Below are 16522 nucleotides of genomic sequence, written 5' to 3' on the forward strand. Positions count from 1 at the left end.
ACCTTAATAAGCCAAAGAAAGTGCCGGGAGAATAAGTCAGTAAGGTTTCTGAACGATGACAGTGATTATTCCCACGCGGAGCGTGGGAACGATCAGCAAAACGTTATCAGCTCAACTCAAGCCAGATCGGCGCGTGATCTGAAGGCTTTTCCATTGCGCGCAGTTCGTAATCCACGCCTGCGTCCTTGACCCGAGGCAACAACCCGTTGGACGCCATGATCAGGTCAATTCGCAGCCCGCGCTTGGGCTCATCTTCAAAACCGCGGCTGCGGTAGTCGAACCAGCTGAAACGGTCGGCAACCTCCGGGTTCAGGTGACGGAAACTGTCCACCAGACCCCAGTTCTTCAGGCGTGCCATCCATTCGCGTTCTTCGGGCAGGAAGCTGCATTTGCCGGTTTTCAGCCAGCGTTTCATGTTATCCGGGCCAATGCCGATGTCGCAGTCTTCCGGGGAAATGTTCACATCGCCCATCACCACGATCGGCTGGTCGTTGCTGAACTGGCTTTCCAGCAATTGCTGCAAATCGCTGTAGAAACGTTCCTTGGCCGGGAACTTGGTGGGGTGATCGCGGCTTTCGCCCTGTGGGAAATAGCCGTTCATGATGGTCACCGGCACGCCATTGGCGTCGGCGAACGTGCCCCAGATAAAGCGCCGTTGAGCGTCTTCTTCATCAGTGGCGAAACCTTTGTGCAGCGCAATCGGCTCCTGGCGCGAGAGCAGGGCCACGCCGTAGTGACTCTTCTGGCCGTGGAAATACACGTGATACCCCAGCGCCTGCACCTCGGCCAGGGGAAACTGGTCGTCGTGGACCTTGGTTTCCTGCAACCCGATCACGTCCGGCTGATGCTTTTCGATCAGCGCCGCCAGCTGATGCGGGCGAGCGCGCAGCCCGTTGATGTTGAAGGAGACGATCTTCATGGTCGGCAGTCCTGGCAAAAGTGCGATGCTAGCTGACATGTAGGAATGGGGCCAGCTTTGGGATGAGGGGATTCGTTGTGTCCTGTCAGAGATGTGTTGGCAGATCCGGCCTCTTCGCGGGCAAGTCCGGTCGATGAAGCTCCTCGCTTGGTCTATACCTGTCTGGGGAACTGTGAAGCCACCCCAAGGCTCGTACCAAGAAGAGCGCAGCCATCTGAGCTGTGCCCCAGGGAGATCCGCCGTTATGCCCGAAACCTCGACCGCCATCGCCGATATTCACATGCTCGACAGCGGCTATTCCCGCGAAGCGCGTTCCCTGTTGTACCAGGCGTACCGGCACGAGCCGACGTTCGGCTACCTGTTCGAAGCCGAACGCCCCGGTTATGAACAGCGAGTCCGGGCGACGGTGCGCGAACTGATCAAACAGCACTTTCTGCAGGATTTGCCGGCCATCGGCCTGCTGGTGAATGACCGCTTGATCGGCATCGCCCTGATCGCGCCGCCGCAACGCCGCCTGGGCATCACCGAAAGCTGGGCCTGGCGCCTGCGGATGGTGCTCAGCACCGGGTTTCGCTGTACCCGACGCTACCTCGATTACCACGCCGCCGTGATGGCGTGCGTGCCGTCCGACTCGGTGCACGTCCTGCCATTGCTGGGGGTTCACCCGCAATTCCAGGGCAAGCACTTTGGCGAACAGTTGCTGCAAGCGGTGCACAACTGGTGCGCAGTCGATGAGCACTCCCAAGGCGTGATCCTCGACACCGGGAATCCTCGCTATCTGGAGTTCTATAAGCGTCAGGGCTATGAGGAAATCGGCGAAGTGGCCGTAGGACCGATTCGTGAGCACGTGTTTTTCCACGCCAACCCGCAGGTGTTACAAACAGCAACAGCGTAATCGCCGAACTTATGGGACAAGTCCGGCTCTATCAGGCTCCCAAGCTCGTGATAGCATCCGCGCCTATGAATGTTCCAGGAAGAATCACCAGCGGCCTGTTGATGCTGTTATCCAGCTGCGCGGCGCTGGCGCAAAGTGAATTGGATGTGCGGATCAAACCGTCCAACGATGAACTGAAGGCCAATATAGAGGGCTATATCGGTAGCCTCGGCGATCGCGATGAAGAAGCCTTGCTGCGCTTCAGTCGCGGCGCCGAAGAACAGGCGCGCAAGGCCGCCCAGGCCTTGGGGTATTACCAGCCGCAAATCGACAGCGACGTGAAGGGCGGCAAGACGCCGCGCCTGGTGCTGAACATCGATCCCGGCGAGCCGATCCATTTGCGTAACGTCACGATACGTGTCGACGGTCCTGCCGCCTCGCTCAAATCCTTTCGTGTGCCCAAAAGCGACCTGCTAATGCCAGGCGCGGTGCTTAACCATGGCCGTTACGAAGACGCCAAGCGGCTGATCCAGAACCAGGCCTCGCGTTTCGGCTTCTTCAGTGGGCGCTTCACTCGCCAGAAGCTGCTGGTGGACCCGCGCGCGGGCGTCGCCGACATCGAATTGATCTACGACAGCGGCCCGCGTTATGCGCTGGGCAAAGTCAGTTTTGAAGGCGACACGCCGTTCGACGAAGACCTGCTGCAACGCATGGTGCCGTTCAAGGCCGGTACGCCCTATGACTCGGAACTCATCGCCGAACTCAATCAGGCGCTGCAATCGAGCGGTTATTTCGAAGGCGTGCGCGTCGACGCGGCGCCAACGGCCTCCAAGGACGACGTGATCCCGGTGGCGGTCAAACTCGACACCCGCAAGCCTCGGACCATGGGCTTGGGTCTGGGGTTTTCCACCGACGTCGGCCCGCGAATCAAGGCCAACTGGACCCGGCACTGGGTCAACCCGCAAGGCGACAGCTATGGCTGGGAAGCCGAACTGTCGGCACCGCGGCAGAACGTCGGGGTGTTTTACGACATTCCCCTGGACCCACCGTTGACCGACAAACTGCGCTGGGCCGCTGGCTATCAATATGAAGATATCGCTGGCACCGACTCCCGCAGCAAATTGCTGACCCTCGGCCCCGAATGGCACAGCAAGTTGCCCAGCGGCTGGCAGCGGGTGGTGTCGCTTAAATGGCAACGCGAGGAATACACACTCGGTGACGACTCGGGGCTCAGTACCTTGTTGATGCCCGGCGTGAGCTATTCGTACCTGAAAAGCGACAACCGCATCGATCCGCATAATGGCTATCGCCTGCAATTCGAAACCAAGGTCGCCAAGGAAGGATTGGGTTCGGACACCAACCTGGTGTATGGCACGGCATTGGTCAAAGGCCTGACCACGGTCTTCGATAAACACCGCTTCCTCGGTCGGGTGCAGGTCGGCGGCAGCGCCACCAACGGTTACAAATCGGTGCCGCCGTCTCTGCGCTTCTTCGCCGGTGGCGATCAGAGCGTGCGCGGTTACGACTACCAGAGCCTGTCCCCGGAGAACTCCGATGGCGACCGTATCGGTGGCCGTTACATGGTGGCCGGCAGCGTCGAGTATCAATACTCCATCGCCGAAAAGTGGCGGGTCGCAACCTTCATCGATCAGGGCAACTCCTTCAACACCCTCGAACTGCCGAACCTGAAGACCGGCGTCGGTATTGGCGTGCGCTGGGTTTCGCCGGTAGGGCCGATTCGCCTCGACCTGGCCCACGCGATGGACGACGACGGCGGCATTCGACTGCACTTTTCCATGGGGCCTGAGCTGTGAAGCGTGGTTTGAAAATAGCGCTGCTGGCGATCCCGGCGCTGCTGATGCTGGTCGTGCTGGCCTTGATCATCGTGCTGGGTACGGCGACGGGCAGTCGCTGGGCGCTCGGGTTTGTGCCGGGTTTGACCGTGGAGAATTTCCAGGGCCGTTTGGGTGGACAGTGGAGCGCCGACCATCTGCTGTGGCAGCAGGACAACAGCCGGGTTGAGCTGAACCAGGCGATTTTCGCCTGGTCGCCACTGTGCCTGACGCGCATGACGCTGTGCATCGAGCAATTGCAGGCCGAGCAGGTCAGCCTGCAATTTCCGCCAGGCGCAGAAGAGCAAAGCAGCGGGCCGATCAGCCTTCCAGACTTGAAATTGCCGCTGGCCATTGAGTTGGGTGACGTCAAGGTCGGCCGTCTGCTGTTCAATGGCAGTGAAGAGCTCAAAGGCCTGCAACTGGCGGTGCACTGGACCGAACAGGGTTTGCAGATCGACTCGGTGCACTTGCAGCGGGATGAACTGAGCCTGAACCTGTCTGGCCTGTTGCAACCGAGCGGCAACTGGCCGCTGACCGCCGAAGGCAAACTGACCTTGCCGGCGCCGGGCACCGAACCCTGGGCGCTGGTGTTGAAGGTCGACGGCGATCTGCTGAAAACCCTGAACCTGAAAGCCGACAGCAGCGGTTACCTGAACGGGCAGTTGACCGGCGAATTGCAGCCGCTGGTGGAAAACTTGCCGGCAAAAGTGCGTATCACCGCTGACGGCTTCAAGGCCCGCGCCGAGCTGCCGGACACCCTGCAACTCAATCAACTGGAGCTCACCGGCGACGGCGACCTGAAAAACGGCTACCAGTTGCTCGGCAAAGCCACGTTGCCCGCCGAACTTGGCCCGGTCGCGTTGTCGCTGCAAGGCAAGGTTGACGCCAAGGGCGCGCAAATCGCGGGTCTCGACCTGACCGCCAATGACAAACAAAGCCTCAAGCTCACCGGGCAACTGGACTGGAGCAAAGGCTTCAGTGCCGAAGCGAAAATCGACTGGCTGGATTTCCCCTGGCACCGCCTCTATCCGCTGATCGATGAGCCGCAAGTGGCACTGCGCAGCTTCAACGGTGAAGTCTCCTACACCGACGGCAACTACATCGGTAACTTCAAGGCCGCACTGGATGGCCCGGCCGGGGCGTTCAGCCTGAACAGCCCGTTCAGCGGCGACCTGAGCCAAATCCATCTGCCGCAATTCAAGCTCGAAGCCGGGCAGGGCAAGGCCGAAGGGCACCTGAACCTGCAATTTGCCGACGGCATCGCCTGGGATACCGCGCTGGACCTCTCGGCGATCAACCCGGCGTACTGGCTCGCGGAGTTGCCGGGTACCTTGGCGGGTCCGTTACGCAGCAAAGGCGAGATGAAGAATGAAAGGCTCAGCCTGACCGCCGACCTGGACCTGAAAGGCAAACTGCACGGGCAGCCGGCGGTGTTGCAAGCCAAGGCTGATGGCGGCGGCGAGCAATGGAACCTCAGCGCGTTGCAGATTCGCCTGGGTGACAACAGCATCAACGGCCAAGGCAGCCTGCAACAGAAACTCGCCGGCCAGATCGACATCAAAATGCCGCGCCTGGCCCAACTCTGGCCGCAACTGCGCGGCCAGCTCAATGGTCGGGTCAATGTCGCCGGCACGCTCAAGGCACCGCAAGGCAAGCTCGCCCTGCAAGGCACGCAACTGGTTTTCGAAGACAACCGCCTGCAAAGCCTCAATCTGGATGCCGCCCTCGACAGTGCCCAACGGGCGAAGATCGACCTCAAGGGCAGTGGCATCCAGACCGGCGACACGTCACTGGGCACCTTGACCGCCAGCGGCCAGGGCGACATCAAAAACCAGAAGCTGACCCTCGACCTGCAAGGACCGAAACTGAAACTGGCGCTCGGTCTCGATGGCGCGTTGGATAAAGGTAACTGGCGCGGGCGTCTGGTCAGTGGCGATATCCAGGCCGGTGGTCAGGACTGGAAGCTGCAAAACCCGGCCAGACTCGAACGGCTGGCGGACGGCAAAATCAACTTCGGTGCCCATTGCTGGATGTCCGGCCCGGCCAGCCTGTGTGGCGAAGACCAGCGCTTGATGCCGGAGCCAAAGCTGCGTTACCACCTCAAGCAGTTCCCGATCGACAGCCTGGCGCAATGGCTGCCGAAGGATTTTGCCTGGCAGGGCCGGCTCAACGCCGACCTGCAACTGGACTTGCCGGCCAGCGGCCCGAACGGCCAGATCAGCGTCGATGCCAACGGCGGCACGTTGCGCATGAAGGAAAAGGATCAGTGGCTGGATTTCCCCTACCAGACCCTGAAACTCACCAGCAAACTCACGCCAAAACGCATCGACACCGACCTCAACTTTGTCGGTGGCAAGCTTGGTGAGTTGATGCTGCAGGCGCAGATCAACCCGTTGCCGAAGAACAAACCGCTGACCGGCTCATTCCGCCTCAATGGCCTGGATTTGTCGGTGGCGCGGCCGTTTGTGCCGATGGTCGAGAAACTCACCGGGCATTTGAACGGCAGCGGCACGCTGTCTGGCGGGTTGCTGGCGCCGCTGGTCAACGGCAACCTTGAGCTGCGCGACGGTGAAATCTCCGGGCCGGAACTGCCGATGGCGCTCCAGGCCCTGCAACTGCAAGCGGTGATTGCCGGCGAAACCGTACAGCTGAACGGCGGCTGGAAAAGCGGCAAGGCCGGGCAGGGCAGCCTCAATGGCAACATCGCCTGGGGCCAGGCACTGGTCGTGGATCTGGCGCTCAAGGGCTCGCAGTTGCCGGTCACCGTCGAACCCTACGCCGCGCTGGAAGTCGCGCCGGACCTGAAAATCTCCATGAAGGACGACAAACTCGCAATCGTCGGCAAAGTGCTGGTGCCCAAGGGCGAAATCACCGTGCGTGAGCTGCCGCCGTCGACGGTCAAGGTCTCCGATGACACGGTGATCGTCGGTCAGCAGACCGAAGAGGGCAAGCCGCCGATGGCCATGGCGATGGACATCGACGTGGTGGTCGGGGAAGACAAACTCAGCTTTGCCGGGTTTGGCCTGACCGCCAACCTGCAAGGTCATGTGCACATCGGCGACAACATGGACACACGCGGCGAGCTCTGGCTCAACGACGGGCGTTATCGCGCCTACGGCCAGCGGCTGACGGTGCGTCGGGCCCGATTGCTGTTTGCCGGTCCCATCGATCAGCCGTACCTGGACATCGAAGCGATTCGCCAGACCGACGACGTGATTGCCGGCATTCGCTTGAGCGGCAGTGCCGAACAGCCGACCACGCAGATTTTTTCCGAGCCGGCGATGAGTCAGGAGCAGGCGTTGTCCTACCTGGTGCTGGGGCGTCCGCTGAGTACCACCGGTGAAGACAACAACATGCTCGCCCAGGCCGCCCTCGGCTTGGGTTTGATGGGCAGCTCCGGGGTCACTAGCGGGTTGGCCAAGGATCTGGGCATTCAGGACTTCCAGCTCGATACCCAAGGCAGCGGCAATACCACCAGTGTGGTGGCCAGCGGCAACATCTCCGAGAAGCTCAGCCTGCGTTATGGCGTAGGCGTGTTTGAACCGGCCAACACCATCGCCTTGCGTTACAAGCTGAGCAAAAAAGTCTACCTCGAAGCCGCCAGCGGCGTGGCCAGTTCGCTGGACATCTTCTACAAACGGGATTTCTAACACCTCGATCCTTTCAGATAGACCGGGTCGCTCCCGTCGTAAGCAGGTCCGCCCCACACGGTCCGGTGTGGTCCTTGCGGGAGTGGGGCGGCGGCGCTCAGAGTTTGAACTGGGCGACCAAGGTGCTGAACGAACCGGCCAGGCGAGACAGCTCCTGGCTAGCGGCCGCCGTCTGATTGGCCCCCGCGGTACTCTGGGTCGACAGGTCTTGGATGTTCGTCAGGTTACGGTCCACTTCCCGTGCGACCTGGGCCTGCTCTTCGGAGGCGGAGGCAATCACCAGATTGCGTTCGTTGATGATCGAAACGCCGTCCGTAATCTTCTGCAACGCCGAACCGGCGTCCTGCGCCAGGTCCTGGGTTTGAGTGGCCAGTGCCAGGCTCTTGCCCATGGCGTTCACGGCCCCGTCGGCCCCGCGTTGCACAGTGCTGATCATGCCTTCGATTTCCACGGTGGAGGCCTGGGTGCGATGGGCCAAGGCACGAACTTCGTCGGCCACCACGGCAAAACCACGACCTTGCTCTCCCGCACGGGCCGCTTCGATAGCGGCATTCAAGGCCAGCAGATTGGTCTGTTCGGCAATGCTGCGAATCACGTCCAGCACCTTGCTGATCTCCCGGACATTGCCGGCCAGTTCGGTCACTGCCTGGTTGGAATCGGTGATTTCGGCCACCATGTGGGTGATGCCTGTCACGGTCTGTTTGACTTGTGACTGACCGTTAATGGCGTCGCTACTGGCGCTGCTTGAGGCTTGTGAAGTAGTGACGGCGTTACGTGCTACTTCTTCAACCGCAGCGGTCATCTCGTTGACCGCCGTGGCAGCCTGCTGGATTTCATCATTCTGACGGGTTAACCCGCGTGTGCTTTCTTCGGTCACAGCTGACAGTTCTTCGGCGGCTGAGGCCAGTTGATCCGATGCGTTGGCGATTTGTGTGAGGGTACGCTTCAGGCCCCCTTGCATCGCAGAAATGGCATTGAGCAACTGGCCTGCTTCGTCGTGGCTGTTGCCGCTGATGGCTCGGGTGAGGTCCCCACCTGCAATCTCCTGTGCGTAAGACACGGCCAGCGCCAATGGACGTGTGATCATGCGGGTGATGAAGACGCCAAGGGCGATTGCCAGGACGAACGCAATGATGATCCCGGTCGTCAACGACAGTATGGCGGTGCGGTGCAACGCTTCCGCCTCAGCAGCGCCTTCGCCTATCTGTCGGTTGTTGGAATCAACCATCGCCCGTATCAGGCTTCGCGCTTCACTGAACGCGATGTTATTGGTGCCGTTGAGGATGACGGCGGCCTGGTCCAGATTTTTGGCGTCTATCAGTTCGACAATCTTTTGTGATGTGCTGATGTAGGTCGGCCAGACCAGGTCCAGTTTGTCACCCGCCGCGCGCTCATCGTCCTGCAGTGGCGTCGCACGGTAGCTGGCGTAGGCATTTTTTGCAGTGTTCAAATCAGTCACCAGCGCTTCGTGCAGGCGGTGATTTTCGCTGTCCGGTAACACGCCTCTTTGCCCATCAAGCAGACGATACATCCCACGGTTGTGCGCGGTGAGGCTGCTCAGGGTTTCCCCGATTTTGCCCACTGACACGAGGTTGTCAGAAAAGGTCAACGCCAGCGCCGTGGACAACCGATTAATGCTCAGGATGCTACCGGCGCCTACGAGTAGAGTAATCAAGGCGCAGAAAACAAACGCTGTCAGCAGTTTGGTCGAGAATTTAGAGCGGCTCAGGATGTTCATTCAGTGAACTCGGTTGGAGTTTGTATGGGTTTGATCAGTGGGGATTAATCGCCACCATAATGGCATCGCAATAATTAACTAACTAGAACATTTATCATTTTTTCGCTCGTAGCCCAGAGCAAGACATCACGGACTCTGGACGTGGGGGGGAGGAAACACACCCAGTCTATTTCTGCGGGATCGCTGAAGGTCTGACAGGTGCGCCTGTGCTCAAATCCGTTGAGCGGGTGGGGCGTAATCGGATGCCGCGATTGACATCAAAATGTCATCTTTTAATCGCATGAACGCCATGTTCGCTGAGTAATGTTCTCGCGAATGAGATCGATCTCAAGCGAGCGACAATGACTGATTTGAAAGAAGTTGCACGACTGGCAGGTGTATCGCGGGCGACTGCCGCGCGGACCTTCGCCTCCCCTGAAGTGGTGCGTCCGGCGACCCGCGAGCAAGTGTTCGCCGCTGCCCGCGAACTGGGTTTTCGGCCCAATCGCCTCGGCCGTCAACTGCGTTTGCAAACCACCAACCTGATCGGGGTGGTGGTCCCCAATCTCCTCAATCCGGTGTTCGCCGAGCAATTCCAGGCAATGGAGCGGGCCGCGCGTTTGCGTGGCTACAATTTGTTGCTGGCGACCACCGATTACAACAGCGAGCGTGAAAGCGCGGTGGTCGAGGAGTTGTTGCGCCAGCGGGTTGACGGGCTGGTGCTGACCGTTACCGATGCCGAAAGCAACCGCGTGCTGCAAAGCCTCGCCAGCGAGGACACGCCGTTTGTGCTGGCTTATCACCAACCGAGCAATCCCGATTACAGCGCGGTGTCGGTCGACAACCGCGCCGGGATGGCACTGGCCACGCGCTATTTGCTGGACGCTGGGCATCGGCGCATTGGCATGGTCGCCGGCCCGGCCTTGCAGTCTGACCGTGCCCGTCTGCGTTACGCCGGTTATGGCGACGCGATGCGTGAGCACGGCCTCGACAGCTTGCCGGTGATCGAAATGCCCGCCCATACCCAAGCCGATTTCGCCGCCCTTGAACCTTTTTTGTCCGGACCACAGGCGCCCAGCGCGTTGGTTTGTTCCAACGATTTGCTGGCGATCAGCCTGATCGCCGAACTGCGCCGACACGGCTGGAATGTGCCTGGGCAGCTGTCAGTGATCGGTTTCGACGGTATCGCCCTGGGCACGCAAATGCACCCCACGCTGTGCAGCGTGGTGCAGCCAATTGCAACGCTGGCCAGCACGGTCATTGACCAATTGCTGGCACAAATTGCTGGCGCTGCCCCGGTTTCCCATTGCCTGCCTTGCCATGTCCGGCCAGGCGAAAGTACTCAACCCTACGAGGAGAAACTCGATGACCCGCTTCACTAAAACCCTGGCTGCGTTATGGCTGTGCGGTGTGGCCAGCCTGGCCCAGGCCGCTGAAACGGCGATTTGCTACAACTGTCCACCGGAATGGGCAGATTGGGGCACTCAACTCAAGGCCATTGCCGACACCACAGGTGTGCAGGTACCGCTGGACAATAAAAACTCTGGCCAGGCTCTGGCGCAGTTGGTTGCCGAGCACGCCGCGCCGGTGGCGGACGTGGTGTATTACGGCGTGACATTCGGTTTACAGGCACAAAAAGCCGGAGTCGTCGGGACTTATAAACCCAAAGGCTGGGAGCAGATTCCGACGGGGTTGAAAGACCCGCAGGGGCACTGGTTTGCAATTCATTCCGGCACGTTGGGAATCATGGTCAACGTCGATGCGCTGGGTGGCTTGCCGGTGCCGCAGAGCTGGGCTGATCTGCTCAAGCCTGAGTACAAAGGCATGGTCGGCTACCTCGATCCATCCAGTGCATTCGTCGGTTACGTGTCCGCGGTCGCCATTAATCAGGCGATGGGCGGGACCCTGGATAACTTCGCGCCGGCCATTGATTACTTCCAGAAACTGGCGAAAAACGCGCCCATCGTGCCGAAACAAACCGCGTATGCGCGGGTGCTTTCCGGTGAGCTGCCGATTCTGGTCGACTACGACTTCAACGCTTACCGTGCGCGCTACAAAGACAAGGCGAACGTCGCTTTCGTGATCCCCAGGGAAGGCAGCATCAGCGTGCCTTACGTGATGAGCGTGGTCGACAAGGCACCGCATCGCGCCAACGCCGAAAAGGTCCTGGATTTTGTGCTGTCCGACCAGGGGCAGGCGTTGTGGGCCAAGGCATATCTGCGTCCGGTTCGTGAGATGAAGATGCCGGCCGACGTCGCCGCGCAGTTCCTTCCGGACAGTGACTATGCCCGCGCCGGCGTGGTCGATTACGAAAAAATGGCGGCGGTGCAGGAAGCCTTTGCTGCGCGCTATCTGAGTGAGGTCAAGTAAGTGACGACTGTGCCGCTCAACGTGCAGGACGTCTCGTCCCGCCACGATGTTTTGCAGCGCTTGCGACCAACGGCTGCCTGGGCGCTGGCCCCGGCGGCAGCGGTTCTGCTCGCGTTCTGGCTGTTGCCGCTGGCGCATTTGATTGTGCTGGGTGGGCAGGGGCGCGAGGGCAGCGACAGTGGCTATTGGCAAGTGCTCAGTAGTGCGCAATACCTTGGCAGCCTGGTGCAGACCTGTCTCCTTGCGGCGTTGGTGACACTGGCGGCGTTGTTGGTCGGTGGCATCAGCGGGGTGTTTCTCGCTCGCCAGCAGTTCTTCGGTCGCTCGGCGTTAGTTGCGCTGCTGACGTTTCCGCTGGCGTTTCCCGGGGTGGTGGTCGGCTTTCTGGTGATTCTGCTGGCCGGTCGACAAGGCCTGTTCGCCTCGCTCGGTCTGGGGCTGGCGGGTGAGCGCTGGATTTTCGCTTACTCGCTGACGGGGCTGTTCATCGGTTATCTGTACTTCTCGATTCCGCGGGTGATTCTCACGGTGATGGCCGCGTGTGAAAGCCTGGATCGCAGCCTGGAAGAAGCCGCGCACTCACTCGGCGCCGGACATTGGCGGGTGGTGTGCGACGTGATCGTGCCGGGGTTGGCCCCCGCGCTGGTATCCTGCGGCGCCATTTGTTTCGCGACGTCGATGGGCGCTTTCGGCACTGCGTTCACCTTGGGCACGCGGCTGAACGTGACCCCCGTGGCCATCTATAACGTGTTCACCAACTACGCCAATTTCACCGTGGCCGCTGCGCTGTCGGTCATCCTCGGAGCAGTCACCTGGGCGGTGCTGTTGCTGGCACGGCGCGTGGCCAAACAGTCGGGGACGGTTTTGTGAAACGAACAACGCTGTTTATCGCACAGCTGGTTTTTACCCTGCTGGTCTGTGCCTTCATGTTGGTGCCGGTGCTGATGTCATTGCTGGCGGGGCTGACGCGCAATTACTTCGTCGGGGTGTCCAGTGGCCTGACGTTCGACTGGTTGATTCAGGTCTGGCAAAGCTACTCGCCGACGGTCTGGTTATCACTGCGGTTGGCGGTTGCCTGTGCCGTGTGTGTTTGCGTGATCGGCGTGCCGGCGGCTTATGCCCTGGTGCGGATGAACAACCGCTTCAGCCGTGCATTTGAAGAGCTGATGGTGTTGCCCGTGGCCATGCCGGGCTTGGCCAGTGCCTTGGCGTTGCTGCTGACCTACGGGCAATTCGGCGAGTTTCGCAGCAATTGGCTGTTTATCCTGGTGGGTCATGTGCTGTTTACCTTGCCATTTCTGGTGCGCCCAGTAATGGCGGTGATGCAGCGCCAGCAATTGCCGACGCTCGAAGAGGCGGCGGCGAGCCTCGGTGCCGGGCCGATCAAGCGTTTCTTCAGTGTGGTGGTGCCCAATTGTCGGGCCGGGATACTGGCCGGAGTGTTGATGGTCGTCACCCTGTCGCTGGGTGAGTTCAACCTGACCTGGATGCTCCACACACCGATGACCAAGACCTTGCCGGTGGGCCTGGCCGACAGCTATGCCTCGGCGCGGCTGGAAGTGGCCAGCGCCTACACCCTCATATTTCTGTTGATGATCGTGCCGCTGCTGATTGCGTTGCAAGCCATCAGCGCCCGTCTTTCTCGTGGAGAGCGTCGATGACTGGAACCACTATTCGCCTGCAGGGTTGCCGCAAGGCGTTCTCTGACGGCACCGTTGCTGTAGATGATTTGAACCTGACTATCGAGGCCGGGGAAACCTTGGCGATCCTTGGCCCGTCCGGTTGCGGTAAAACCACCACGTTGCGCATGATCGCCGGCCTTGAACGCCCGGATGTCGGGCAGATTTTCTTTGCCGACAGTGACGTCACACGCCTGCCGATCGAGCGCCGCGACGTGGGCATGGTGTTTCAGAATTACGCGTTGTTTCCGAACCTGGACGTGGCCGGCAATATTGTTTACGGCCTGAAGATAAGAGGCCTGTCGCCCGCCGAACGCAACAAGCGTTGCGCCGAGTTACTGGAACTGGTCGGCCTGCAGGATCACGGCAAACGCCGCATTCACGAGTTGTCCGGCGGCCAGCGTCAGCGGGTGGCACTCGCCCGTGCGTTGGCCCCCCGGCCTCGGGTGTTGCTGCTTGATGAGCCGTTGGCAGCGCTGGATGCGCAGTTGCGCGAACGGCTGCGCAGCGAGCTGGATCAACTGCTGCGCAGCTTGCGCATTACCTCGGTGTTTGTGACGCACGACCAGGGCGAGGCCATGGCGCTGGGGGACCGGATCCTGGTCATGGAGCGCGGACGCATCGCACAACTGGCCACGCCACGAGACATCTATCAGCAACCCGCCAACGCGTTTGTCGCCAGTTTCGTCGGCAACCTCAATGCGTTCCCGGTGATCGAACCGACCGCCCATGGCTTGAAGGTCAGCGGTGGCGAGTTGCCCTGGAAGGGGATCCCTGTGCCGACGACGGTGTACTGCCGTCCTGAGCATTTGCGGGTGATGGACGGTGCCGGGCATGTGCGCGGTCGTCTGGTCGGGCAGTTTTTCCAGGGGGCGCAAAGTCGCCTGTTGGTGGACGTCGGGGCTGGGCAGCCATTGCTGGTCGACAGCGCTGACGGCGTCATTCATGCCACTGGCGCGCTGATTGCCCTGGCCATCGAGCCACACGTGTTGTTCACCCTGCATTCGTGATGTTTTTTGTTTAAGAGCACTTATTTTGAACAGTCCGTTTCTTATTGCGCAGATCAGCGATTTGCACCTTAAAGCCGATCAAAAGCTGACCTATGGCGTGGTCGATTGTCTGGGCGCGTTGCGGCGCGCGGTGGATCATTTGAATGCCAGCCAACCGCGCCCTGACATCGTGGTCATCAGCGGCGACCTGGTGGATTTCGGCCGTGCCGATGAATACGCGGTGCTCAAGCGCGAACTGGCGCGATTGCACATGCCTGTCTATCTGGTTCCCGGCAATCACGATCATCGCGAGCAGCTACTGGCGGGATTTACCCATCACACTTATTTGCCGACTAACGCCAACGCGCCGCTCGACTGGGTGGTCGAGGAGCATCCGGTACGCCTGATCGGCTTGGACTCGACCCGGCCGGGCGCCCATGGCGGTCAATTGCTGGACAGCCAGTTGCGCTGGCTCGATGAGCAATTGTCCCGTCGCCCCCATGTACCGACGCTGTTGATTCTCCATCATCCGCCCTTTATCACGGGCATCGGCCACATGGACCACGAGCCGTTTATCAATACCGCTGCTTTGGAAGCGCTCGTCGCTCGCCATCCGCAGGTAGAGCGCTTGCTTTGTGGGCATCTGCATCGGCCCATGCAGCGTCGCTTCGGCGGCTCGTTGAGTTGTGTGTGCCCCGGCACTTCCCACCAGATCGTGCTGGATCTGGAGGCATCCGCGCCCGCACATTTCAATCTGGAGCCGGCGGGGTACCTGGTACATCGCTGGCATCCGCAACAAGGTCTGGTGACCCACAACGCCGTGTTCGGTGAATACGCCGGGCCTTATCCGTTTTATGACGATCATGGATTGATCGACTGATAACGCCAGGACGATGACGATGCTGTGCTTATTTAGCTTGGGGAGGTTTTAACGACGGCCACTTAGTACGGTTACATGACGTTTATCTCAATGATGACTTAATGCACGGGCTTATCCATTGGTGGGCCCGTTGCTTCCTGCTGTCTTTTTACTGCGCACAGAACATGGTTTCTGCGCTGGAGTTCGCCCTGATGAAAGCCTCGTTTCAAGTATTAAGTTTTTTGACCGGCGGTTTGGGCATGGCCCTGAGTCCCTTGGCGTCTGCTGATTTTATTAATGACAGCAAAGCCAACTTGAACTTGCGTAACTTCTATTTCAATAACGATAACCGCGACGGTGCCGCCGCGCCGTCGAAAACTGAAGAATGGGGCCAAGGCTTCATGCTCAACTATCAGTCGGGGTTCACCGACGGTACGGTGGGCTTCGGTCTGGATGCGATCGGTTTGCTTGGGATCAAGCTCGACAGCGGTGAAGGACGGCATGTCGGCAGTTCAATGATTCCCAGTGATGGCGATAAGGCCGCGGATCAATGGGCGCGTGCCGGCGCGACGGCAAAGATGCGGTTCTCCAAGACCGAGTTGCGCTACGGCACCTTGCAGCCAAAGTTGCCGATTCTGGTGGCGAACGATGGTCGACTGCTGCCGCAAACCTTTGAAGGCGGTCAGGTCACCAGCAACGAACTCGATAATCTGATCTTTACCGCCGGCCAACTTGAGCATGCCACTGGCCGCGGTTCCAGCGACAGTGCCGGCCTGGCGGTAGCGGGTGCCAACCAGGAAAGCAACAAGTTCACCTTCGCCGGCGCTGATTACAAACTGACTAAAGACCTGACTGCCCAGTATTACTACGCCAACCTTGAAGACTATTACCAACAGCACTTCGCCGGTGTATTGCATGTACTGCCGTTGGGTGAGTACGGCTCGCTGAAAACCGACTTGCGATATTTCAAGACCACTTCCGATGGCAAGAACAGCAGTGCCGCCGGGCGTGCCAGTGGTTACAAGTTAGGTGGTTATACCAAAGGCGGGACGGGTGAAATCGACAACGATACCTGGAGTGCGGCATTCATTTACTCGTTAGGCGGCCATGCCATTACAGCGGGTTATCAAAGCGTTTCCGATGACAGCAACTTTGCTCAACTCAATCAAGGCGGGCTGGTCGACAAAGGCGAGGGCGGCGCCAGTCTTTATCTGTACACCGACCGCACCATTCAAACCTTCATCCAGGCCGGCGAACGGACCGCATTCGCGCAATATGCCTACGACTTCGCGGCCGTGGGAGTTCCGGGTCTGAAGGCGTCGGTCATGTATCTCAAGGGCAACAACATCCAGACGACAAGCGGCCAGGACGCGAGCGAATGGGAGCGAGATATCTCCCTGGATTATGTGATTCAAAGTGGCGCGTTGAAGAACGTCGGTTTCGGCTGGCGCAACGCAATGTCACGCAGCGATATCGCCCGCAATCAGGATCAGAATCGCCTGATCGTGAGCTATTCCATTCCCCTGATGTAAGCCCGCCTTCAAGCCCATCGGCGAACAGGTTCACGATCATGTGGGTGAACCTGTTCCTGCCGACGATTGACCACTCTATCCCCCCGCCGCCGATCAGC

General features: G+C 59.9%; 12 protein-coding genes and 1 pseudogene. 10 read left to right on the forward strand and 3 right to left on the reverse strand.

Features of this window, described 5'->3' with window-relative positions; translation table 11 throughout:
- Positions 1 to 106: 106 nt before the first annotated feature.
- Positions 107 to 919 (reverse strand): exodeoxyribonuclease III, encoded by an 813-nt coding sequence (gene xthA, locus ACEN8R_RS05835; RefSeq protein WP_018925465.1) that lies wholly within the window; start codon positions 917 to 919, stop codon positions 107 to 109.
- A 244-nt stretch (positions 920 to 1163) separates the two neighbouring features.
- Between xthA and ACEN8R_RS05840 the strand changes: the two genes are divergently transcribed.
- The 3 genes from ACEN8R_RS05840 (at position 1164) to ACEN8R_RS05850 (ending at position 7278) form a co-directional block, all read left to right on the forward strand.
- A complete protein-coding gene (locus ACEN8R_RS05840) occupies positions 1164 to 1814 on the forward strand; it encodes a GNAT family N-acetyltransferase (RefSeq protein WP_018925466.1) in 651 nt (216 codons plus the stop codon).
- 65 nt (positions 1815 to 1879) lie between these two features.
- On the forward strand, positions 1880 to 3607 hold the full coding sequence (locus ACEN8R_RS05845) for an autotransporter assembly complex protein TamA (protein ID WP_207238872.1): 1728 nt from the start codon (positions 1880 to 1882) through the stop codon (positions 3605 to 3607).
- Positions 3604 to 7278: a translocation/assembly module TamB domain-containing protein gene (locus tag ACEN8R_RS05850; RefSeq protein WP_495624627.1), complete on the forward strand. Its 3675-nt coding sequence runs from the start codon at positions 3604 to 3606 to the stop codon at positions 7276 to 7278. The genes ACEN8R_RS05845 and ACEN8R_RS05850 overlap by 4 nt, the downstream gene beginning before the upstream one ends.
- 97 nt (positions 7279 to 7375) lie before the next feature.
- Here the strand turns inward: ACEN8R_RS05850 and ACEN8R_RS05855 are convergent, their stop codons facing one another.
- Both ACEN8R_RS05855 and ACEN8R_RS05860 read right to left on the reverse strand, forming a co-directional pair.
- Positions 7376 to 8239 (reverse strand): methyl-accepting chemotaxis protein, encoded by an 864-nt coding sequence (locus ACEN8R_RS05855; protein WP_371924316.1) that lies wholly within the window; start codon positions 8237 to 8239, stop codon positions 7376 to 7378.
- Positions 8234 to 9016 (reverse strand): annotated as a pseudogene (locus tag ACEN8R_RS05860) (MCP four helix bundle domain-containing protein); the annotation flags it as partial. The gene ACEN8R_RS05855 and the pseudogene ACEN8R_RS05860, both read right to left, overlap by 6 nt.
- Before the next feature lie 341 nt (positions 9017 to 9357).
- Between ACEN8R_RS05860 and ACEN8R_RS05865 the strand changes: the two are divergent.
- From ACEN8R_RS05865 to ACEN8R_RS05895, 7 genes are all read left to right on the forward strand, one after another.
- Positions 9358 to 10377 carry a LacI family DNA-binding transcriptional regulator gene (locus ACEN8R_RS05865; RefSeq protein WP_064618828.1) on the forward strand — a complete coding sequence of 340 codons (1020 nt, stop codon included), beginning with the start codon at positions 9358 to 9360 and terminating at the stop codon, positions 10375 to 10377.
- Positions 10361 to 11365 carry an ABC transporter substrate-binding protein gene (locus ACEN8R_RS05870; protein WP_495624628.1) on the forward strand — a complete coding sequence of 335 codons (1005 nt, stop codon included), beginning with the start codon at positions 10361 to 10363 and terminating at the stop codon, positions 11363 to 11365. The genes ACEN8R_RS05865 and ACEN8R_RS05870 overlap by 17 nt, the downstream gene beginning before the upstream one ends.
- Positions 11366 to 12235 (forward strand): ABC transporter permease, encoded by an 870-nt coding sequence (locus ACEN8R_RS05875; protein ID WP_018925472.1) that lies wholly within the window; start codon positions 11366 to 11368, stop codon positions 12233 to 12235.
- The gene (locus tag ACEN8R_RS05880) at positions 12232 to 13026 is read left to right on the forward strand and encodes an ABC transporter permease (RefSeq protein ID WP_258612378.1); all 795 of its coding nucleotides are present in this window, start codon (positions 12232 to 12234) and stop codon (positions 13024 to 13026) included. The genes ACEN8R_RS05875 and ACEN8R_RS05880 overlap by 4 nt, the downstream gene beginning before the upstream one ends.
- Positions 13023 to 14054 carry an ABC transporter ATP-binding protein gene (locus ACEN8R_RS05885; protein ID WP_018925474.1) on the forward strand — a complete coding sequence of 344 codons (1032 nt, stop codon included), beginning with the start codon at positions 13023 to 13025 and terminating at the stop codon, positions 14052 to 14054. Before ACEN8R_RS05880 ends, ACEN8R_RS05885 begins: the two co-directional genes overlap by 4 nt.
- A gap of 25 nt (positions 14055 to 14079) precedes the next feature.
- Positions 14080 to 14913 (forward strand): phosphodiesterase, encoded by an 834-nt coding sequence (locus ACEN8R_RS05890; protein WP_064618825.1) that lies wholly within the window; start codon positions 14080 to 14082, stop codon positions 14911 to 14913.
- Positions 14914 to 15104: 191 nt separating this feature from the next.
- Positions 15105 to 16424: an OprD family porin gene (locus ACEN8R_RS05895; RefSeq protein ID WP_495624629.1), complete on the forward strand. Its 1320-nt coding sequence runs from the start codon at positions 15105 to 15107 to the stop codon at positions 16422 to 16424.
- Positions 16425 to 16522: the final 98 nt, after the last annotated feature.

The organism is Pseudomonas sp. Pseusp15, from assembly GCF_059492165.1.